This is a genomic window from Micromonospora sp. NPDC049240 (assembly GCF_040647835.1).
Lineage (GTDB): Bacteria > Actinomycetota > Actinomycetes > Mycobacteriales > Micromonosporaceae > Micromonospora.
Window position 1 is genome coordinate 243,212 of sequence record NZ_JBEZCX010000004.1, and the last position, 21,060, is coordinate 264,271.

General features: G+C 75.5%; 18 protein-coding genes. 7 read left to right on the plus strand and 11 right to left on the minus strand.

From position 1 onward, the window contains the following. Positions 1-23 precede the first annotated feature (23 nt). Complete coding sequence (locus tag AB0B02_RS08325; RefSeq protein WP_281938176.1) at positions 24-1,070, plus strand: glucose 1-dehydrogenase; 1,047 nt, start codon at positions 24-26, stop codon at positions 1,068-1,070. Between the two features lie 13 nt (positions 1,071-1,083). On the opposite strand, the gene AB0B02_RS08330 is transcribed toward AB0B02_RS08325, so the two are convergent. Together AB0B02_RS08330 and AB0B02_RS08335 are read right to left on the minus strand one after the other, a co-directional pair. Beyond that, positions 1,084-2,400, minus strand: coding sequence for a DUF2252 domain-containing protein (locus tag AB0B02_RS08330; RefSeq protein ID WP_281938177.1), 1,317 nt, complete (start codon positions 2,398-2,400; stop codon positions 1,084-1,086). Positions 2,401-2,437: 37 nt separating this feature from the next. After that, on the minus strand, positions 2,438-2,998 hold the full coding sequence (locus AB0B02_RS08335; protein WP_281938179.1) for an NADH-quinone oxidoreductase subunit B: 561 nt from the start codon (positions 2,996-2,998) through the stop codon (positions 2,438-2,440). 195 nt (positions 2,999-3,193) lie between these two features. Between AB0B02_RS08335 and AB0B02_RS08340 the strand changes: the two genes are divergently transcribed. From AB0B02_RS08340 to AB0B02_RS08350, 3 genes are all read left to right on the plus strand, one after another. Continuing rightward, complete coding sequence (locus tag AB0B02_RS08340; RefSeq protein ID WP_281938180.1) at positions 3,194-3,754, plus strand: SigE family RNA polymerase sigma factor; 561 nt, start codon at positions 3,194-3,196, stop codon at positions 3,752-3,754. After that, positions 3,747-4,949: a hypothetical protein gene (locus AB0B02_RS08345; protein ID WP_281938181.1), complete on the plus strand. Its 1,203-nt coding sequence runs from the start codon at positions 3,747-3,749 to the stop codon at positions 4,947-4,949. Before AB0B02_RS08340 ends, AB0B02_RS08345 begins: the two co-directional genes overlap by 8 nt. Before the next feature lie 118 nt (positions 4,950-5,067). Then, the gene (locus AB0B02_RS08350; protein ID WP_357298152.1) at positions 5,068-6,018 is read left to right on the plus strand and encodes a hypothetical protein; all 951 of its coding nucleotides are present in this window, start codon (positions 5,068-5,070) and stop codon (positions 6,016-6,018) included. A 60-nt stretch (positions 6,019-6,078) separates the two neighbouring features. Here AB0B02_RS08350 and AB0B02_RS08355 read toward each other — a convergent pair whose 3' ends face one another. Genes AB0B02_RS08355 through AB0B02_RS08365 form a run of 3 tightly spaced genes read right to left on the minus strand, consistent with a single transcriptional unit; the run spans position 6,079 to position 9,342 of the window. Further along, positions 6,079-7,551 (minus strand): aminotransferase class V-fold PLP-dependent enzyme, encoded by a 1,473-nt coding sequence (locus AB0B02_RS08355; protein WP_357298155.1) that lies wholly within the window; start codon positions 7,549-7,551, stop codon positions 6,079-6,081. A 52-nt stretch (positions 7,552-7,603) separates the two neighbouring features. Further along, positions 7,604-8,995 carry an MFS transporter gene (locus AB0B02_RS08360; RefSeq protein ID WP_357298157.1) on the minus strand — a complete coding sequence of 464 codons (1,392 nt, stop codon included), beginning with the start codon at positions 8,993-8,995 and terminating at the stop codon, positions 7,604-7,606. 32 nt (positions 8,996-9,027) lie between these two features. Further along, positions 9,028-9,342, minus strand: a complete 315-nt coding sequence (locus AB0B02_RS08365) for an MGMT family protein (protein WP_281938187.1) — start codon at positions 9,340-9,342, stop codon at positions 9,028-9,030. 61 nt (positions 9,343-9,403) lie between these two features. Between AB0B02_RS08365 and proB the strand changes: the two genes are divergently transcribed. Beyond that, the gene (gene proB / locus AB0B02_RS08370; RefSeq protein WP_281938188.1) at positions 9,404-10,513 is read left to right on the plus strand and encodes a glutamate 5-kinase; all 1,110 of its coding nucleotides are present in this window, start codon (positions 9,404-9,406) and stop codon (positions 10,511-10,513) included. A gap of 73 nt (positions 10,514-10,586) precedes the next feature. Then, the gene (locus tag AB0B02_RS08375) at positions 10,587-11,828 is read left to right on the plus strand and encodes a glutamate-5-semialdehyde dehydrogenase (protein ID WP_357298161.1); all 1,242 of its coding nucleotides are present in this window, start codon (positions 10,587-10,589) and stop codon (positions 11,826-11,828) included. 37 nt (positions 11,829-11,865) lie between these two features. Here the strand turns inward: AB0B02_RS08375 and AB0B02_RS08380 are convergent, their stop codons facing one another. The 6 genes from AB0B02_RS08380 to AB0B02_RS08405 form a co-directional block, all read right to left on the minus strand. After that, positions 11,866-13,071, minus strand: coding sequence for a hypothetical protein (locus tag AB0B02_RS08380; RefSeq protein WP_357298163.1), 1,206 nt, complete (start codon positions 13,069-13,071; stop codon positions 11,866-11,868). A 110-nt stretch (positions 13,072-13,181) separates the two neighbouring features. Next, a complete protein-coding gene (moeZ, locus tag AB0B02_RS08385) occupies positions 13,182-14,429 on the minus strand; it encodes an adenylyltransferase/sulfurtransferase MoeZ (protein WP_281938193.1) in 1,248 nt (415 codons plus the stop codon). A 41-nt stretch (positions 14,430-14,470) separates the two neighbouring features. Continuing rightward, a complete protein-coding gene (locus tag AB0B02_RS08390) occupies positions 14,471-15,262 on the minus strand; it encodes a DUF3152 domain-containing protein (protein WP_357298167.1) in 792 nt (263 codons plus the stop codon). Positions 15,263-15,337: 75 nt separating this feature from the next. Further along, positions 15,338-16,195, minus strand: a complete 858-nt coding sequence (locus AB0B02_RS08395) for a DUF3152 domain-containing protein (protein ID WP_357298169.1) — start codon at positions 16,193-16,195, stop codon at positions 15,338-15,340. A gap of 5 nt (positions 16,196-16,200) precedes the next feature. Continuing rightward, on the minus strand, positions 16,201-17,256 hold the full coding sequence (locus AB0B02_RS08400) for an alpha/beta hydrolase (RefSeq protein ID WP_357298174.1): 1,056 nt from the start codon (positions 17,254-17,256) through the stop codon (positions 16,201-16,203). Between the two features lie 41 nt (positions 17,257-17,297). Next, complete coding sequence (locus AB0B02_RS08405) at positions 17,298-20,237, minus strand: hypothetical protein (protein WP_357298178.1); 2,940 nt, start codon at positions 20,235-20,237, stop codon at positions 17,298-17,300. A gap of 148 nt (positions 20,238-20,385) precedes the next feature. On the opposite strand from AB0B02_RS08405, the gene AB0B02_RS08410 reads away from it, so the two are divergent. Continuing rightward, the gene (locus tag AB0B02_RS08410) at positions 20,386-21,024 is read left to right on the plus strand and encodes a TetR/AcrR family transcriptional regulator (RefSeq protein WP_107161786.1); all 639 of its coding nucleotides are present in this window, start codon (positions 20,386-20,388) and stop codon (positions 21,022-21,024) included. The last annotated feature ends 36 nt before the right edge of the window (positions 21,025-21,060 follow it).

Here is a 21,060-nt window from a genome sequence, read left to right on the forward strand (position 1 = left end):
GGCCGGCGGGGAAAGATGAGGCCGTGCGCGCTGTGACTGTGACCCCCGGTGTTCCGGACTCGCTGCGGCTCACCGAGGACTGGCCCGAGCCGGCGCCCGAGGAGGGCGCGATCCTGGTCGAGGCGCTGGCGGTCGGCGTCTGCGGGACCGACCAGGAGATCATCGCCGGGGAGTACGGCGAGGCGCCGCCGGGTCAGGAGCGCCTGGTGCTCGGGCACGAGTCGCTGGGCCGGGTGCTGGAGGACCCGACCGGCACGTTGCGCCCCGGTGACCTGGTGGCCGGCGTGGTCCGCCGCCCCGACCCGGTGCCCTGTGCGAACTGTGCGGTGGACGAGTGGGACATGTGCCGCAACGGGCGGTACACCGAGCACGGCATCAAGGGGTTGCCCGGCTTCGCCCGGGACCGCTGGCGGCTGCCGCCCAAGTTCGCCGTCGGGTTGGACCCGGCGCTGGAGTCGGTGGGCATGCTGCTGGAGCCGACGAGCGTGGTGGCGAAGGCGTGGGACCACATCGAGCGGATCGGCCGCCGGGCCGAGTGGAAGCCGAAGACCGCGCTGATCACCGGTGCCGGGCCGATCGGTCTGCTGGCCGCGCTGCTGGCCAGCCAGCGTGAGCTGTCCGTGCACGTGCTGGACCGCAACACCACCGGCCCGAAGCCGGACCTGGTCCGCGCGCTCGGCGCGACCTACCACACGTCGACGGTGGCCGAGCTGGACCTCGCACCGGACGTGGTGGTCGAGTGCACCGGCGCGCCGCCGGTGGTGCTGGACGCGATGTGCAAGGCCGCGCCGACCGGCATCGTCTGCCTGACCGGGGTGTCCAGCGGCGGCCGGACCATCGACTTCGACGCCGGCGCGCTCAACCGGGAGCTGGTGCTGGAGAACAACGTGGTGTTCGGGTCGGTCAACGCGGGCCGCCGGCACTGGGAGCTGGCCGCCGAGGCGCTCGCCCGCGCCGACCGGTCCTGGCTGACCTCGCTGGTCACCCGCCGGGTGCCGGTCTCCGCGTACCGGGAGGCGTACGCGTCGACCGGCGACGACATCAAGGTGGTGCTGGACTTCGTCCAGTGAGCCGGGTGCCGGCTCAGATGCCGGGCAGCCGGCCGTTGCGGAACAGGTCCACGAAGAGCTGGTGGTCCTCGCGGGCCCGGATGCCGTACCGGTGGGCGAAGTCGACCAGGTAGTCGACGAAGCCGTCGGCATCGGCGTCCACGGCCGCGACGATCGACTCCTCGGTGGAGTAGTCGACCAGGTCGTGGCTGGACTCGTCGTCGGCCACCGAGTGCATCCGGGCCACCGCCCGGCCCAGGTCGGTGAGCACCCCGGCCAGGTCCTCGGGCTCGTTCACGTCGGCCCAGTCGAGGTCCGCCGCGTACGGGGAGACCTCGGCGACGAGCTGGCCGACGCCGTCCAGCTCGGTGAAGCCCAGCCACGGGTCGGCGTGCGCCTGCAACGCCCGCTGCGACTCGGCGGTGCGGTGCCCCTGGTGCCGGAAGTACGACCGGACCCGCTCGTCGTCGATGTGCCGCGCCACGGCCGGCACCTGGGCCTGCTTCATGTAGATGACGACGTCGTTCTCCAGCGCCTCGGTGTGCCCCTCCAGCAAGAGGTTGTACGACGGCAGCCCGGCCGAGCCGATGCCCACGCCCTTGCGCAGCACCACGTCCTTGATGGTGGTCGCCACCGGGCGCAGCCGGGCACTCGACTCCGGCAGCGTGTGCAGGTAGTCGCCGAACGCGGCGCAGACCCGTTCCCGGGTGGCGGCGTCGATCTCGTGCACGCCGTCGCCGAGCGAGAACCGCCGCTCGTAGTTGTCGACGGTGGTCTGCGCGGCGAGCAGGTCCACCCGGGTGCTGAGTCGGGCCTGCTGGAGCACCCGACGCAGCACGCCGTCGGCGTTCTCCAACGTGATCGAGCCGATCGCGTCGTCCCCACCGGTGGCGATCGCCCGCAGCTCGGTCAGGTACGACCGGGCGAAGCCGGTCACCAGCTCGCCGATCACCCGGTCGGAGAGCGCCTTGGCGTAGCCGAGCAGGGCCACGCTGGCGGCCAACCGCTTCAGGTCCCAGGTGAACGGTCCGACGTACGCCTCGTCGAAGTCGTTGACGTTGAACACGAGCCGGCCGGAGGCGTTCATGTAGGTGCCGAAGTTCTCGGCGTGCAGGTCGCCGTGGATCCAGACCCGGCTGGTCCGGTCGTCGAGGAACCGGTCGCTGGCGAAGTCGCCGCGCTGGTCGGCGTAGAACAGCGAGGCGCTGCCGCGGTAGAACGCGAACGGCGAGGCGGCCATCTTGCGGAACTTCCGGCGGAACGCCGCCGGGTCGATCGCCATGGACGGGCCGAACTCCTCGGTCAGCACGTCGACGATGTAGGCGGAACGCTTCTCCGCAGAGTCGGTCATGGTCCGCAGGCTAGCTCCGCCGCGCCACCGGAGCGGGTCAGCCGATCGGGGGACGCACCGGGGGCGCGGTCAGCGCCTCGACCGGGCGCGGGACCACGTCCGCCGGGGAGGCGAGCCGGTCCGGGCGGGGCACGCCGCCGAGGCCGGACTGCTCGGCGGCGATCTTCTCCTGGAGGCGGAGGATGCCGTGCAGCAGCGCCTCCGGACGGGGCGGGCAGCCGGGCACGTAGACGTCGACCGGGATGAGCTGGTCGACGCCCTTGGTCACCGAGTAGGAGTCCCAGTACGGGCCGCCGCAGTTGGAGCAGGCGCCGAACGAGATCACGTACTTCGGCTCGGGCATCTGGTCGTAGAGCCGCTTGACCGCCGGGGCCATCTTGTCGGTGACCGTGCCGCTGACCACCATGAGGTCGGCCTGCCGGGGGCCGTGGGCGAACGGGATCACGCCGAGCCGCATGAAGTCGTGCCGGCCCATGCTGGTCGCGATGAACTCGATGGCGCAGCAGGCCAGGCCGAAGTTGAACACCCAGAGCGAGTAGCGACGGCCCCAGTTCAGCACGAACCGGATCGGCTCACCGAGCACGGCCGGCAACTGCACCTGACTCTCCCTCCACGGTCCCCGAACCGACAGTCAACCACAGCGTCCGGGGCCCGGACCGGCCGCCGGCCACCGCCGCTGTCCCCGACCGGACAGTCGGCCACCCGCCGGTACGGCAACGGCCGCAACCCGTGCCGGCGTCCGGACGTGTGACCGGTGTGACCGCGCCGGCGGCATGCTCACGGGGAGGACCGGATGACAGTGACGAGGGAGCCGCGGCTCGACGAGCCGCCGCCCGAGGAGACCACGAGGCGCCCGGCCGGAGCGGGGCCGGCCGACTTCGACGGTCTCTACCATGCGCATTTCCGGTCGCTGACCATTCAGCTCACCGCCTACTGCGGGGACCTGGCCCAGGCGCAGGACATGGTGCAGGAGGCGTTCTGCCGGGCGTTCGCGCGCTGGTCCCGGGTGTCCCGCTACGACGATCCGGTGGCCTGGATCCGTCGGGTGGCATGGAACCTGGCGACCAGCCGGTGGCGGCGGGTGCGGACGGCCCAGGCGTGGCTGCACCGGCAGCGTGAGGAGCACGTGCCGGGCCCCGGGCCGGACCGCGTCGCGTTGACCGCGGCGCTGGCCGACCTGCCCGCCAACCAGCGTCGCGCGGTGGTGCTGCACTACCTGGCCGATCTCAGCGTCGCGCAGATCGCGGCCCAGGAGGACGTGCCGGAGGGCACCGTCAAGTCCTGGCTGCACCGGGGGCGGGCCGCGCTGGCGGCGAAACTCACCACCACGACTGAGGTGAACCACCATGACTGAGCCCGACGACATCCTGGTCGGCGGCGAGTTCGCCGAGTTCCGCGCGGCGTACGTGCCGGTGGTGCATCCGGCCGGGACGGCGGCGGTCCGGCGGACCGTGCGCCGGCGCCGCCGGCGGACCACGGTGGTGACCGCCGCGGCGGTGGTGCTCGCGGTGGCGGTCCCGGTGGGCGCCAGTGGGGCGTTGCACCGGCGCACCGGGCCGCCCCCGACGCCGGCCCAGACCGTCACCCCGAGCCCGGCCGAGACCACGTCGTCGCCACCACCACCACCGCCGACGACGCCGGCGCCGACCACCGCCAGCCCGAGCCGAGCCGCACCGGACGGACGGATCAGCCGGTCCCAACTGCTGGCCGCCCGGGTCGACCTGCCGGCCTTGACACCCGACCCGGTCTGCCCGGCGGGTCCGACCCGGATCGCCGCCACCTACCGCAAGGAGGGCGACGTGCTGCTGGAGGAACTCGTCCACGGCGACGTGGACGGCGACGGCACGGTGGAGACGGTCGCCCTGCTCCGCTGCCAGATCTTCCAGCACGGCCCGTCCCAGGTGGTGGCGCTCGACCGGGACGCCGACGGCCGGATCGTCGTCCTCGGCCAGGTCGCCCGGTCCGCGAGGACGGCTCCCGAGTGGTTGCTGGACACGCAGGTCACCGACCACGGCACGGTCCGGGTGGAGATGGCGGACATCGCGCCCGGCGGCGGCTGGTCGCTGGACTGGTCGCAACGCCAGTGGCGCGAGTACCGGTGGACCGGGAAGCGCTTCGACCAGGTGGACGGGCCCACCTCGTTCGGCCCGAACCCGCACCTGGCCGACCTGACCGTCTCCGCCGGTGACGTGGCGTGGAGCGCGCCGGACGCGGACGGCGCACGCACCGGGACGATCTCGGTCACGGTCCGGAACCTCAGCGCGGTCCCGGCCGACCTGGTCGAACTGCACCTGCGGATGCAGGTGGGCACCGTAGCGGACGGTGACGCCTGGTCGGCCTGCCGGGACGGGGCACCGCCGAAGGGACCGATCATCTGCCGCTTCGGTCCGCTCGGACCCGGCGCGGAGCGGACCTTGCGGTTCGGCCTGCGCAACACGAACAGCGCCAGCGGGACCGGCATCGCCGAGGTGACGCCGGTCGGCAGCGACGCCGACCCGCTGCTGGACCCGAACCACGAGAACAACGAGGACCGCTACACGTACCGCTGAACCGCTGTCGGATTCCATGCAGAAAAAGATCGCAACCGGATCGACGCCCGTCGCGTGCTACCGGTGACGCCGCGCGGACCAGCCGCGCGGTGACGGGGACCTTGGGAGGACCTTCCAGATGAGGACACGTATCGGAGGCCGGCTCGCCGGCGTCCTGCTCGGCTCGGCCGCCGCGCTGCTGGCGCTCACCGCTCCGGCCGCCGCCGCGCCCACCGCCGCTCCGGCCGCCGACATCTCGGTGGGTCGGCTGGTGCTCGAACCGAGCGCGCGCGGCTACCACGGCAGCCTGCCGGTCACGGTGACCAACAACGGCCCGGTCGCCACCTACTTCAGCGTCTTCCTGCGGGAGCCGGTGGCCGGCTCGTTCCGCGGCGTGAACCCGGAGGAGGCGTGCGGCTTCGGGGCGTTGCAGGACAACCGGCGGACCGCCACCTGCGGCGTGCCCGGCGGCGACATCGAGCCGGGCGAGAGCCGGCAGTTCGCCGTCACGTTCGAGGTGCTCACGGCGACCCGCGACGTCGCGATGATCGCGAAGGGCGGCAAGATCTCGGTGAACGTCGGCGACGGCCGGGACGAGGTCGCCGACCGGGCCAGCTACGCGGCGCGGTTCCGCTCCACCACGGGGTCGCTGCGCGACCCGGTGCCCTACGTGCAGGACACCCAGGCCCGCGCCTCGATCACCACGGCCGGGGCGGCGACGCTGACCCGCCAGGAGGACGGCAGCTACCGGGGCCGGCTGCCGGTGACCGTCGGGTGGGCCGGCGACGCCGCGCACGACCAGCTCTGGGCCGAGGCGAGCGGGCTGCCGGCGGGCGTGCAGATCTGGGGCACCGACCCGCAGGACGCACCGAGCTTCTTCACCAGCTTCATCGTGCCGGGCGGGCGTTTCATGGCCGGCGAGCAGCGGAGCTTCGACGTGCTGCTCTACGCCGAGCCGGGCACCGTGCCGGGTGACCTCGGCACCGCCACGCTCCAGCTCAACACCCAGTGGGACGCCGTCACGGTGCCGGACGCCGCCCCGGCGGACAACACCGCCTCGTTCACCGTGACGGTGGCCGACGCGGGCTGACGCCCCCTCGCCCGGCCGGCGTTCACGCGCCGGCCGGGCTGCTCCGGCGGCCGGCCGAGGTCACCAGGCGGGTCGCTGGAGCAGCCCGACGAACTCCGCCAGCAGGCGTTCCCGGACCGCCGCCGGGGCGGCGTCGAGCAGCGTGTTGACCACCGCCATCCGGTCCGGGACGCCGCCGGCCAGGCCGAGCCCCTCGGCCAGCCCGGCCACCAGATCCGGCGTGAGCGCCTCCGGGGCGAGGCCGGCGGCCAGCGCCAGCAGCTCCGGTGGCAGCACGACCGGGCCGGCGGCCCGCGCCGCGGCGACCGCGTCGGCCAGCGCCGGTGCGAACTCGGCCACCCGGGACGCCACCGCGGCGGTCACCGTGAGATGCACACTGGCCGGCAGGTCGGCGTACCGGAGTTGGGGCTGGGTGTGCCAGCCGCGCGCGGTCAACTCGTCGACCAGCACGAACAGGTCCAGCTTCGGGTCGTCGGCGGTGAAGCACACCACGGTGGACTCCGGCTCGGCCATCAGCCGCAGCCCGTCCGCCGCCCGCACCGCGTCGGCCAGCCCGGCGACCGCGTCCCGGGTGGACGCGGCCAGTCGCAGGTAGCCGTCCTCGCCGAGGTGCCGCAGCGTGGCGTACGCGGCGGCGATCGGGCCGCCGGACCGGGTGGAGGCGATCACCGGGTTGACCATCGTGTAGCCGGGCCAGTCCGCGTACGCGAAGAACTGCGGGGCGCGCAACGCCGGATCGCGGTGCAGCAGCACCGACACGCCCTTCGGCGCGTACGCGTACTTGTGCAGGTCGACCGAGATCGAGGTGACGCCGGGCACGGCGAAGTCGAACGGCGGCACCGGCGCGCCGAGCCGACGCAGCCAGGGCAGCGCCCAGCCGCCGAAGCAGGCGTCCACGTGGCAGCGCACCCCGGCCCCGGCCGCCACCTCGGCGATCCCGGCCACCGGGTCGATCACGCCGTGCGCGTACGACGGGGCGGACGCGACCACCAGCACGGTCTCCGGCCGGATCGCGGCGGCCACGTCGGCCACCGCCGGGCGCAACGTCACCGGGTCGACCGGCACCGTGTCCAGCTCGACCCGCAGGTAGTGGGCGGCCTTGGCGAACGCGGCGTGCGCGCTGGCCGGCACCACGAGCCGCGGTGCGGTCAGCTCGGGGCGGGCGTCCCGGGCGGCCTTGACGGCGAGCAGGAGCGACTCGGTGCCGCCGCCGGTGACGCTGCCCACCACGTCCGGCGCGGTGGTGCCGGGGCCGCCGCCGAGCAGCCGGGCGGCGGCGGCGACAAGCGCGTTCTCCATCGCCAGCAGCGACGGGAAGGCGGTCGGGTCGAGGCCGTTGACGTGCGCGCTCTCGGCGTACGCGGCCTGGGCCAGCTCGTCCAGGCCGGCCACGCCCGGGTCGTAGACGTAGGCGAACAGCCGGCCGCCGTGGGTCGGGCGGTCGGCCGACCGCAGCGCCCGGATCTCGTCGAGCACCCGCGCCGCCGGCACCCCCCGTGCGGGCAGCGCGCCCGTCCCCGCCGTGTCGCTCATCAGGTGTTCCTCTCGTGACGGTCCGCGTCGACCGGCGGACGGGTGCGATGCCTCACGCCCGAGCCACCGGCGCGGCGGCGGTGTCGCCGGACCCGGACCCGGACGCGGCAGCGTCGGACGCGGCGGTCAGGTCGGCCGGGGTGAGCGTGTAGCCGCGCAGCAGCGCCACCGGGGCGGCCACCAGCAGGGCGGGCAGCACGGTGAACCCGAGCAGCACCCCGAGCCGGGCGGAGTCCGGCTGGACGGCGGCGGCGCCGGTCGACGAGGAGACGTAACCGGAGAGCTGGAGCACCAGGCCGTAGATGCCGGGCCCGAGCGCCAGGCCGAACGTCTCGCCGGCGGTCCACAGCCCGGTGAACACGCCGGCCTGCCGACGGCCGGTGCGCGCGGTGTCGTACGCGATGCAGTCCGGCAGCATGGCCAGCGCGAACACCTGCTGGCCGGCGTAGCCGACGCCGATCAGCGCGACCACGGCGTACACCCCGGCGGCCGGCAGCGCGGGCGCGGCGACCAGTGCCAGCGCGCCGGCCGCGAAGAGCAGCGACGCGGCGACCAGCGAGGTGCGCTTGCCGAGCCGGTCGCCGGCCCGGCGCCAGAGCGGCATGACCAGCAGCGCGGGCGCGACGAAGCAGGCGAAGAGCAGGGTGGGCCCGCTGTCCGGCGCGCGCAGCACCTGGTCGGCGAAGTACTTCACGCCGGCCAGCACGGTGGCCACCCCGGCGGACTGGAGCACGAAACAGACCAGCAGCACCCAGAACGGCCGGTTGCGGCCGGCGACCGCGAGCTGGGCGCGCAGGCTCGGCTCGCTCTCCCCGACCGTCCCGGCCGGCGCGGACCGGGTGCCGAGGAACGCGCCGAGGGCGCCCACCACGATCAGCGTGGCGACGAACAGGCCCATCCAGCGGTGACCGGGCACGCCGTCGCCGCCGGCGGAGACCACCGCCGGGGCCACCGCGCCGGAGACCAGGATGGCCAGCGCCAGCACCGCGATCCGCCAGGTCATCAGCCGGGTACGCTCCGCCGGGTCGGCGGTCAGCTCGGCCGGCATGGCCACGTACGGCACCTGGAAGAACGCGAACGCGGTCGCGGTGGCCAGGAACGCCAGCGCCACGTATCCGGCGGCGGCCGGACCGCGCCCGAACGGGGCGGCGAAGATCGCGGCGAACAGCACGGCCAGCGCCAGCCCGCCGCCGAGCAGGTAGGGCCGGCGGGCACCCCAGCGCGAGCGGGTCCGGTCCGAGACGCGGCCGGCGACCGGGTTGACCAGCACGTCCCACGCCTTCGGCAGGAGCACCAGCAGCGCGGCGAGCCCGGCCGCGACGCCCAGCGTGTCGGTCAGGTACGGCAGCAGGAGCAGCCCGGGCACGGTCCCGAACGCGCCGGTGACAAGCGAGCCCGACGCGTACCCGAGGTGCACCCGGCGGGGCAGGCCCGAAGCTGTCATGGAGCCGAATGCTACTCACGTTATGGTCGCGGTCACATCCCCTCCTCCGGCGACCAGGCGGCCACCGCCAGGTCGACCCGATCCCCGCGCAACGGGCAGCCCTCGGCGCGCAGCCGGGCCCGCGCCTGAAGCTCGTGCCCCGGCGGCAGCCGGCCGGCCGCGTTCACCACCCGGTGCCACGGCACCCCGCCCCCGTGCCGCGCCATGATCGAGCCGACCAGGCGTGGCGACGCACGCCCCGACCGCTCGGCCAGCGCGTCGGCCACCGCGCCGTACGACATCACCCGCCCGGGCGGAATCCGCTCGACCAGCGTCAGCACCGCCTCGATGTACTCGTCAGGTGTCACGAGCTGCCACGATATGGGAACGCGCCACGACCGCGCGGACCGCGACCCGCAGAATGGTCGGGTGCGTGAAGCAGTCGCCTCGGCCCGCCGGATCGTGGTCAAGATCGGATCGTCCTCGTTGACCACCGCGACGGGCGGCCTCGACGACGCCCGGGTCGACGCGCTCGTCGACACGCTCGCCGCCCTGATCGGCGCGGGACGCGAGGTGGTGCTGGTCTCCTCCGGTGCGATCGCCGCCGGCCTCGCCCCGCTCCGGCTGCCCCGACGCCCGCGCGGCCTGGCCACCCAGCAGGCCGCCGCCAGCGTCGGTCAGGGCCTGCTCATCGGCCGGTACGCGACCGCGTTCGCCCGGCACGGTCACCCCGTCGGGCAGGTGCTGCTCACGGTCGACGACGTGACCCGGCGGGCGCACTACCGCAACGCGTACCGCACGCTGCGCAAGCTGCTCGACCTGCGGGCCGTGCCGATCGTCAACGAGAACGACACGGTGGCCACCGACGAGATCCGGTTCGGCGACAACGACCGGCTCGCCGCGCTCGTCGCCGCGCTCGTCGACGCCGACCTGCTGGTGCTGCTCTCCGACGTGGACGCGCTCTGGACCGGCGACCCGACCCGTCCGGGCAGCACCCGGGTCACCGAGGTGCACGGCGAGGGCGACCTGGCCGGCATCGACGTCGGCGGGGCCGGCCAGGCCGGGGTGGGCACCGGCGGCATGGTCACCAAGGTGGAGGCGGCGCGCATCGCCACCGGCTTCGGCATTCCGGTGGTGCTCACCGCCGCGCCGCTGGCCGGCCCGGCGCTGGCCGGCGAGCCGGTCGGCACGTTCTTCCACGCCAGCAGCCGACGCCCGGCCGCCCGGCTGTTCTGGCTGGCGCACGCCACCGCGCCGCGCGGCCGGCTGCACCTCGACCCGGGCGCGGTGCAGGCCGTGGTCGGTCGGCGCAAGTCGCTGCTGCCGGCCGGCATCACCGCGGTGGACGGCGCGTTCACCGCCGGGGACCCGGTGGACCTGGTCGACACCGCCGGCGCGCCGGTGGCCCGTGGCCTGGTCAACTATGACGCGGTGGAGCTGCCCGGCCTGCTCGGCCGCTCCACCGCGGAACTCGCCGCGGCGCTCGGCCCGGCCTACGAACGTGAGGTCGTCCACCGAGACGACCTCGTCTTGTTGTAAGCAGGGGCCCCCTGTTAACGCATTCCGCATAACAGGGGGCCCCTGCTAACGCCACTGCGAAGGAGAGCGCACCATGAGCGTCGTCGAGCAGGCCCGCCGGGCCCGGGACGCGGCGGAGGCCCTGGCGGCGGCCACCCGTACGGCCAAGGACGCCGCGCTGCACGCGATGGCCGACGCGCTGGTGGCGCGTACCCCGGAGATCCTGACGGCGAACGCGACGGACCTGGCGGCCGGGCGCGACGCCGGACTGAGCGCGGCCGTGCTGGACCGGCTCGCGCTCGACGAGGGCCGGGTCGCCGCCATCGCGGACGCGCTGCGCGAGATGGCCGCGCTGCCCGACCCGGTCGGCGAGGTGGTCCGCGGGTCCACGCTGCCGAACGGGCTGGAGCTGCGCCAGGTGCGGGTGCCGTTCGGGGTGGTCGGCATCGTCTACGAGGGCCGGCCCAACGTGACGGTCGACGCGGCCGGCATCTGCCTGAAGTCGGGCAACGCGGCGCTGCTGCGCGGCTCCTCGTCGGCGGCGCACTCCAACGCCGCCCTGGTCGCGGTGCTGCGCGACGCGGTCGCCGGCGCCGGCCTGCCGGCGGACGCGGTGCAACTGCTCGACGCCAGCACGCGCGACTCGGTCAAGGAGCTGATGCGCGCCCGGGGCCTGGTCGACGTGCTGATCCCGCGCGGCGGCGCGTCGCTGATCCGCGCCGTGGTCGAGGAGTCGACCGTGCCGGTGATCGAGACCGGGGTGGGCAACTGCCACGTGTACGTGGACGCCGCCGCCGACCTCGACAAGGCCGTAGCGATCACGCTGAACGCCAAGACGCAGCGGCTGTCCACCTGCAACACCGCCGAGTCGCTGCTGGTCCACCGGGCCGTCGCGGACGCGTTCCTGCCGGCCGTGCTGGCCGCGTTCGCCGAGGCCGGGGTGACCGTGCACGGCAGCCCGGAGGTGGCCGCCCACTCCGACGCGGTGGTCGCGGCGACCGAGGAGGACTTCGCCACCGAATATCTCTCCGCCGACATCTCGGTCGCCGTGGTCGACTCGCTCGACGCGGCGGTCACGCACATCCGGCGCTACGGCACCGGCCACACCGAGGCGATCGTCACCGACTCGCAGCGGGCGGCGCGGGAGTTCGTGGCCCGGGTGGACGCCGCCGCCGTGATGGTGAACGCGTCCACCCGGTTCACCGACGGCGGCGAGTTCGGGTTCGGTGCCGAGATCGGCATCTCCACCCAGAAGCTGCACGCCCGCGGCCCGATGGGCCTGCCGGAGCTGACCAGCACGAAGTACGTGGTCACCGGCGACGGCCACCTGCGCTGAGCCGCACCCGGCCCCGGCTCGCGCCCGTGGCGGCGGGCTACGCCACCCGGAGCGGATTCGGGGCCGGAGCCGGCCCCGGCGTCCCGGCCGGAACCACGACCGGAGCCGGAACCACGACCGGAGCCGGGGAGGCGGCCGGAGCCGGGGAGGCGGCCGGAGCCGGGACCACGACCGGAGGCGGAGCCACGGCCGGAAGCAGGGTCGGAGCCGGCGAGGCGGCCGGAGGCCGGGGCGGGGGTGCGGCCGGGGCCGGCAGCAGGGCCGGGGCCGGGGGCGCGACCGGGTCGGGAACGGCCGGCGCGGGCGGCGCGGGCGGCGCGGGCGGCGGCTCGGGCGCGCGGCGGCGGGACGGCGGCTCGGGCAGCGCGGCGGCGCGCGGCGCCACGAACGGGGCCCCGGACGCCGCGACCTCGGGCTCGGTCGGCCGGCAGGCCCGGATCGCGCGCAGCGTGGTGTGCACGTCGAACTGGTGACCGTCGTCGCTGTCCCAGCCGCCGTCGCTGCGTTGCGTCCCGGCCAGCCGACGCCGTGCCGAGACCAGCAGCCACTGCTCCTCGCCCACCTCCACCCGGCGCAGCGTGGCGGCGAGCCACGCCACGTCGGCCGGGGACATCTCCGGGATCCGGTCGGCGAGCACCGCCTGGATCCGGGCCGACTCGTGGTACATCCGCTGGCGGTGCAGCACCGCCGCGGCGAGCCAACCGGCGGGCAGGAACGACGGCCAGCTCCCGTCCGGGGCGAGCTGCGCGGCGAGCGTGTGGGCCGCCGCCTGCACCACCCCGGCGTACGCCCCGCCGACGCGGTAATCGAGCGGGCCGGCGGCACGGGCGTCCAGCCCGGCCACGGTGAGCCAGAACCCGGCGTCGGCGGTCAGGTAGAACCGCGCCTCCGGGTCGCCCGGGGCGGCCCACTCCGGCGCGAACCCGGCCAGCGACGAGTGCTCGTCCCAGCCACCGTCGGCAAGCTGGCCGGCGGCCAGCCAGTCCAGCGCGTGCCGGGCGGCGGGGCGGCTCAGCGCGCCGAGGTCGTCCAGCTCGGCGAGGCGGAAGCAGGTCGCGTCGACGGAGGCGACGTCGCCACCGAGCACGGCGGGCCAGCCACCGCCGGGAGCCTGACCGGACTCCGCCGCGTCGAGCACCGCCGGCGGCACCGGCGTGCCGGAACGCAGTCGGGACAGGCGGGCGCGGTCCACCGCGTCCCCGTGTGCCACGACGAACCCGATCGCCGCTTCCAGATCGACCACGGTCGTGACGCTACCTGCGCGGACGCGGTCACGCCTCGGTAGCTCGGCCAGAAAGCGGCAGACGCCGAGGGCCCTCCCGGCGCACCGGAAGGGCCCTCACGACATCGACGTCAGTACGCGGGCAGCGACGGGTCGACCTGCTTGACCCAGGAGAGCACGCCCCCCTGCACGTGGACGGAGTCCTTGAACCCGGCCGCCTTGAGCGCGGCCAGCGCCTCGGCGGACCGGACGCCGGACTTGCAGTGCAGCACGATCTGCCGGTCCTGCGGGAACCTCGCCAGCGCCTCGCCGGAGAGGATCTCCCCCTTCGGGATCAGCGTGGAACCGGGGATGCGGACGATCTCGTACTCGGCGGGCTCACGTACGTCGACCAGGAAGATGTCCTTGCCGGCGTCCTGCCACTCCTTCAGCTCCCGCGCGGTGATGGTGGAGTCGACCACCGCCTCCTGCGCCTCCTCGGAGACCGCGCCGCAGAAGTCCTCGTAGTCCTCCAGCAGGTCGGTGACCGTGGGGTTCTCGCCGCAGAGCGCGCAGTTCGGGTCCTTGCGCACCTTGATCTTGCGGTAGCTCATCTCCAGGGCGTCGTAGACCATCAGCCGGCCGACAAGCGGCTCGCCGATGCCGGCGAGCAGCTTGATCGCCTCGTTGACCTGGATCGACCCGATGGACGCGCAGAGCACGCCGAGCACGCCGCCCTCGGCGCAGGAGGGGACCATGCCGGGCGGCGGGGGCTCCGGGTAGAGGCAGCGGTAGCAGGGGCCGTGCTCGGCCCAGAACACCGACGCCTGGCCGTCGAAGCGGTAGATCGAACCCCAGACGTACGGCTTGCCGAGCAGCACGGCCGCGTCGTTGACCATGTAGCGGGTGGCGAAGTTGTCGGTGCCGTCGACGATCAGGTCGTACCGGGAGAAGATGTCCCGGACGTTCTCCCGGTCCAGCGCGGTGTCGTGGATCTCCACGTTGACCAGCGGGTTGATCTCGCGGATCGAGGCGGCGGCGGACTCGGCCTTGGACCGGCCGACGTCGGAGACACCGTGGATGATCTGCCGCTGGAGGTTCGACTCGTCGACGGTGTCGAAGTCGATGATGCCGAGCGTGCCGACGCCGGCGGCGGCGAGGTACAGCAGGGCCGGCGAGCCGAGACCGCCGGCGCCCACGCAGAGCACCCGGGCGTTCTTCAGCCGCTTCTGCCCCTCGACCCCGACGTCCGGGATGATCAGGTGGCGCGAGTAGCGGCGGATCTCGTCAACGGTCAGCTCGGCGGCGGGCTCGACGAGCGGGGGCAACGACACGGTGGACTCCCCGGGATCGGCGGTGGGACCGCGCCATTGTCGCTCGCCGTGGTGGGGATCGGCCATGACGAGGGACACCCGGCCCGAACTGCGGGACCGGGAATATCTCAGGCGCCGTCGGTGGGCTCGCCGGAGTACCGCACCCCGTCGACGTACGGCCACGCGTTCGGCAGGCAGCCGTCCAGCCCGTACGTCTGCTGCTGCATCACCGGGGCCGGGGCGCCGGGGCGCGGGCACGCCTGGTGCAGCTCGCCGAACTCGTGCCCGACCTCGTGGTTGACCACGTACGTCCGGTAGACGTCGAGCGGGGCGCCGTAGTCGGGCACGGCGGTCATCCAGCGCGCCAGGTTGAGCACCACGCGACCGGGCAGCCGGCAGGACGTGTAGCGCTCGGTGTGCAGGCCGCCCTCGGCGCACATCCGCTCGGAGGTGGCCGGCGTGGCCAGGTAGACGGTGAAGTCGGCGGCGGCGGCCTCGGGCACCCGCTGCACCCGCAGCTCCCCGGAGGCGATCCAGCTACGCGGGTCGCCGAGCACCGCGTCCACGGTCGCGGCGAACGCGTCGGCGTCCTGCCCCGTACCGTGCTCGACCTCGATCCGGTAGCGACGCAGCGGGCCGGCGAGGCCGCGTACCGGTGAACGCCCGTCGGCCACCGCGAACGTGCCGGGGCCGGCGGTGGGGTAGCCGGTCGGCGACGCCGACGCGGCGGTGTCGGCGTCCGGCATCAGCGTCGGCTCGGCGGCGAGCGGGACCCGCACGGGACGCGGCGGCTCGCTCAGCCGGGTGATGCCCGCCGCGCCGCCGACGGCCGCGAGCAGCATCGCCAGCAGCAGCGCCGCGCGTCGGCGTCGGCGGCGCATCCGGCGCAGCCCGGGGCGTTCGGGCGGGTACGACGTCATGCGGACAGCGTGCCACGCAATTCGGGCATTTAGCTGCTTTTGCGGCGCAAGTCCTGAGAATTGCTCATAACTCGGTCACAATGCCGGCCCGGTGTACCGCTTCCCACCCAGGTACGGCCACGGATTCGGCCGGCAACCGTCGAGGAAGAGCGTCTGCTGCTGCATCACCGGCGCGGCCCGCCCGGCGCCCGGACACGCCTCGTGGTGGTGCCCGAGCTGGTGCCCCACCTCGTGGTTGACCACGTAGAGCCGGTACGTCTCCAGCGGCATCCCGGCGGCCACCAGGTGCGGCGCGGACGTCCGCCACCGGTCCAGGTTGAGCACGACCCTGCCGGGCACCCGGCAGGACGTGTACGGCACGCCGCCCTTGCGGATGTCGATCCCGCCCGCCCCGCACAGCCGGCCGGCGGTGTCCCGGCTCGCCAGATAGATCGTGAAGTCGTACCGGCTGCCCGGCGTGACCCGCTGCAACCGCAGCCGGCCGCTGTCCACCCAGCTCCCCGGCCCGGCCAGGGCCCGCTGCACCGCGTCCCCGAACGCCCGGACGTCCTCACCGACGCCCCGCTCCACCGCCACCCGGAAGCGGCGCAACTCACCGCCCCGGCCCAGCACGCCGCCGGCCCGGTCGTCGTACCCGAAACCGCCCGTGCCCCGCGCGGGCACCGGACCGGGCAGACTCAGCACGGGCGCCGGCGAGCGGGGCGGCGCGAGCGACGGCGGCGACGACGACGGGACGCTCGGTGCCACCGGTGCCACCGGCTGGGCCGCGAACCCGTCGGCGACCACCTCCCGCGCGCCGGCCGGCGGCAGTTGCAGCGCCACTCCCACGCCGGCCCCGGCGGTCGCCAGGAACGCGCAGACCACGACGGCGGAGCGCCAACGACGGGCAGCGGACAGGGACCGCGGAAAACGCGGACGGCGGGAGCTGGGCATCCCGCTCAGCCTGCCATGTCGCGGACGCCGCCGCTCTCCCCCATTCCGGTCAGCAGCGCCGTGGCCTGCGCTTTCCGGCCGTCAGACCCCGGCGTGGCGGCCTCCGGCGACCCGGTCGGCGCCGCCTCGTCGAGCAGTGCCAGCACCGCCCGGGCCACCGTCCGGGGCACCTCCAACTGGGCCACGTGCCCGACGCCGTCCAGCATCAGCAGCCGGCTGTCCGGGATCACCCGGGCGGCCTGCGGAGCGACGCGCACGTCGACCAGCCGGTCCTGCCGTCCACCCACCACCAGCGTCGGCACCCGCACCGCCGCGGCCTGCCGCCAGAGCGCGCCCTCCCCCGGCAGGTACGACCGCAGGAAACTGCCGACCAGGCCCCGGAACGTCCGGACGTACGCGGCGGCGTAGTGCGCCGCCTCGTACCGGATCCGGATCTCCTCGATCGCCTCCTGCCGGCGCTGCTCGCTGATCCGGGTCAGGTCCGCCACGCACGACTCCATGACCTGCTGCGCCATCGCCTCCGGAGCGAGCTGGGCCAGCCGCCAGGCGGCCAGCCGCTCACCCCGGGGGATCACCAGCACCGGCAACATCCGCCCCTGCAACGAGCGCCGGAAGTCCAGGAACGGCAGGGCCGGCGAGATCAGCGTGAGCGTGCGGACCAGATCCGGGCGCAGCACCGCCACCCGGACCGCGACCGCCCCGCCGAGCGAGTTGCCGAACAGGTGCACCGGGCCCCGGTCGCTGTGCTCGATCCAGCGGACCACCCGGTCCGCGAACGCCGGGATCGTGTAACGCCGGCCGGGCTCGCTGCGCCCGAAGCCGGGCAGGTCGATCGCCTGGCCGTCGAGCCGGGGCGCCAGCAGGCCGGCCAGGTCGGTCCAGTTCTGCGCGGAGCCGCCGAGCCCGTGCACGTACAGCGCCGGCTCGGCGTCGGGCCCGGTGGCCGGCGTGTCCCGGACGTGCACGAGCGCGCCGTCGAGCCGCACGTGCCGGCCCGGCCAGGGCGGCGGGAGATGATGCGCGGGAAGGAGATGCTCGGGCCCGAGCGCGGCACGCTTCATGCGTCCAGTCTTCCCCGCGCCGGCCCCGTCCGCACAGTCCCCTAGGCGAGCAGCGCCTCCAGACGCCGGTTCACCGCGGCCAGCGTGGCCCGCACCACCGCCTGCCGCGGATCGCCCGCGACCAGGGCGGAACCGGCCAACTGCTCCACCCACCCGTCGCAGACCAGCAGCACCACCACGGTCGCCACCTCGCAGTTGCCGAACGGCACCACGGCGGCGTGCTCGACGAAGCACCGGCCCCGCTCGCCCGCCGGCAGGGCCGGGCCGAGCAGCTCGTCCACCGCGGCGGCCGCGGCCACCGCGCAGAGCCGCAGCACGTACCCGTCGACGGCCGGCCCGGTCGCGTGCCCCTCGGCCGTCCGGTCGCCGGCGAGCAGGCGGACCTCGGTGGTGGCGTCCAGCCCCAACGTGCTCACCAGGACGTGGTCGATCACCACCCGGGGCCCGGGCACGCCGCCCGGATCCAGCGGTCGCGACGGCGCGGTCTCCGTCGTGGTCACCTGCCCACCGGAGTACGAGGTGCCGAGCGTGACCGGACTGCCGGTGGACATGCCGGTGGGCGCGGCGGCCAGCGACGTCTCGTCCACGGTGGCCCGGCCCCGGTGGGTGGCCTGCCGGCGGCGGCGCGGCGGCTCGTCGGCGTCCTCCCCCGGCGCGTCGACCAGCCGGCCGGCACGCGACTCCACGCCGCCGAACCGGCCCTCGCCGGAGCGGTTCTCGGCCAGCCGGTTCGACGCCGGCCGCACCACGCCGGCCCGCGCCGGCATGTCCGCCTCGACCGGACCGGACGAGGCCCCGCCCCGCGCCGGAGCGCCCGGCTCGTCGTCGGCGCGCGGCGTACCGGATCGGGGCTCGACCGACGCGGCCTCGGCACGGCGGTCGGCAGCACGGCCCGGCGGGACCTCCGCCACCGGCGGGGCCTCGGCGAGGCGGTCGGCGCGGCCCGGTGGCACCTCCACCGGACGGTCGCGGACGGCCGCGGCCTCGGCCAGGCGGTCCGTGCGCGCGGTGGCGGACCGCCGGCGGACCGGCGGCGGCGGTACGGCCGGCGCGCCCGGCAGGTTCTGCGGGGCGGCGGCCAGACCCATCCGATCCTGGAGCAGCCGGGCCACCAGCCGGCTCACCTCGGCCGGGTCCGCGCCGTCGGCCAGGTCCAGCCGGAGGCTGTGCGCACCGGCCGGGGTGCGGCGGAGCGCGGCGTCCCGGACGCCGGCCACCTCGCGCACGGCGTCCAGGATCGCGTTGACGTCGAAGCCCTCCGGCCGCTCGCGCAGCGGCGCCGGTTCGTCGTCCCGACGCAGGTGGGTGGCGATGCGGGCCAACTCCGGGGTCTCGGCGGACGGTTCCACGGCCGGCGGCTCCGGCACGACCGGCACATCCGGCTCGGCGGGGACGCGCTGCGGCAGCACCGCCGGGGCCGACTCGGTCGGCTCCGGCCCGCCAGCTGCCTCGGCGGCCGGCGTCGGCTCCGGGGCGGACCGGCGGGCCGCGTAGGGCGGGGCGCTCGTCGGGCGGGGCGCGGGCGGCGGGTCGAACCGCGCCGTCCCGCCCGGCGCGGGGAGGCCGGCCGGCTCGCCGTGCGACGGGTCCGGTGCGGGGTACCCGGCGGCCGGCTCACCGACGGCCCGGGAGGCCGGCCCCGCAGCGTACGCCGCCGGCGGTGGACCGGCCGGCGCCTCGCGCTCACGGGCGACCGGCGCCGCGCCGGCCGGCTCGGGACGCGCGCCGAACGGGGTCACCGGCACCGGCGGACCCGCCCAGGAGGGCCGCTCGGCGGGCGGCTCGTGACCCGAGCGGGGCTCGGCGTCCTCGCGGGGCAGCCGGAACGGCCGGGTCGCCTCGGGACGCGGCGGCTCGGGCGCTGCCGTCGACTCGGCCCGCACCGCCTCATACGGTCGGACCGGCTCGGGCCGCGGCTCGTAACCGCCGGCCGGATCGACGCGGGTCGGCTGGTAGCCGGTGGGCGGATCGACGCGGGTCGGCTCGTACGGTCGCATCGGTTCGGGCGCCCACTCGGACGCGCGGTCCTCGCGGGCGGCGCGGCGGCCGGTCGGCTCGTCGTCCACGGTCCGTCGCTCGGCCGGCGCGTCGTCGCGGGCCGAGCGGCGCCCGACCGGCTCGTCGGCGCGGGCCCACGGCGGGGCCCAGCCGTCGCCCCAACTCGGGCGGTTCCAGGACGGCCCGGGCCACTCCGGCTCACCCGCCGGCCCCGTGCCCGGGTCGTTCGGCGCGGCGGCGTGGGGATCGGCGGCGGTCCGCGGCCCCTCTCCGGGGTGGGCGTCGCCCGGGTGGTGCTCCGCCGCCGGCGGCTCGCCCCGGCCGGGAACCGTCACCGGCGGCTCGGTCGGACCCCGGTGTGGCCAGCCCTGGTGCAGCGCCGGGGCCTGGTCGACGGTCGGGGCGTGGAAGCCCGGCGGCACCTCGAAGCCGGAGGCGGCGGCGCCGACCGGCGGCACCTGGAGCGCCGGGGGCGCGGAGGCCGGACCACTCTCGGCCCAGCGGGGCGACCGCCCGGCGGACGTGTCGTCCGAGGCGTGCCGGGAGCCGGTGGGGTCGGCCGGGCCGGGACGCTGCTCGACGGCGGGCGCGGGGCGGGGGGCGGGCACGGCCAGCCGGTCGCCGTCGGTCTCCCGCGGCGGCTCGCCCACGGGCGGGGCACTCACCGGCGCCTGGCGGGTCACGGGTGACTCCTCCCCGGCGTGGTGCACGCCGTTGACGTGGCGGCCGTTGACGCGCGCCGCCGGCTCCTCGGCCGGGTGGCCGGACAGCGGGGCCGGCAGGTCGCCGTGCCGGGGCGAGGACGCCGCCCACCCGCCACCGAGGTCGCCGTAGGGCCAGCCACCGGGCGCCGGGGCGCCGCGGGACCAGCCGTCCGCCGGGGGCGCCCATCCGCCGCCGGTGCGGGCCGGGTCGTCGTGCTGGCCCGTCCCGTCGCCGTGCTCTCCCGGGGTGGCGGCTCCGGGTTGCCCTGTTTCACTCACCGCGCGCTCCTTGGTCGCCCTCGCTGAGGCTACCGTGTGGTGACAGTGGCGATAAGTTACAGCGGCGGGCCAATTCCGCGACGGGTTCACGAACCCGGACCGGTTCGGGCGATACGTGCCGGCTCGACGCAGATACTCGGAGGTTCCCATGACGGCAGTGGGGAACGGTGCACACACGGCCGGCCGGCCCACCCGCCTGCCCCGCTCGGCGCGCCGCAAGCAGCTGCTCGCCGCGGCCCAGGAGGTGTTCGTCGCACACGGCTACCACGCCGCCGCGATGGACGACATCGCCGAGCGGGCCGGCGTCTCCAAGCCCGTTCTCTACCAGCACTTCCCCGGGAAGATGGAGCTCTACCTGGCGCTGCTGGACACACACTGCGACGCCATCGTGGCGAAGGTGCACGACGCCATGCGCGGCACCAACGACAACAAGGAGCGGGTCGGCGCCGCCGTGCGGGCCTACTTCGACTTCGTCGACCACGAGAGCGAGGCGTTCCGCCTGGTCTTCGAATCCGACCTGCGCAACGACCCGGCCGTGCGGCAGCGGGTGGAGCGGGTCGAGCAGGGTTGCATCGCGGCGATCACCGACACCATCATCTCGGACACCGGGGTGAGCCGGGCGCACGCCGAGCTGCTCGCGTCCGGCCTGGTCGGCGCCGCGGAGACCGCCGCGCAGTTCTGGCTGGCGGGCGGTCGGCAGGTGGCCAAGCCGGAGGCGGAAGCGCTGGTCGCGGCGCTGTCCTGGCGTGGCATCGCCAGCTTCCCGCTGCAAGGTGAGTCAGCCTGACCATCGCGCCGCCCGATCGGATAGCCTTCCCACGGT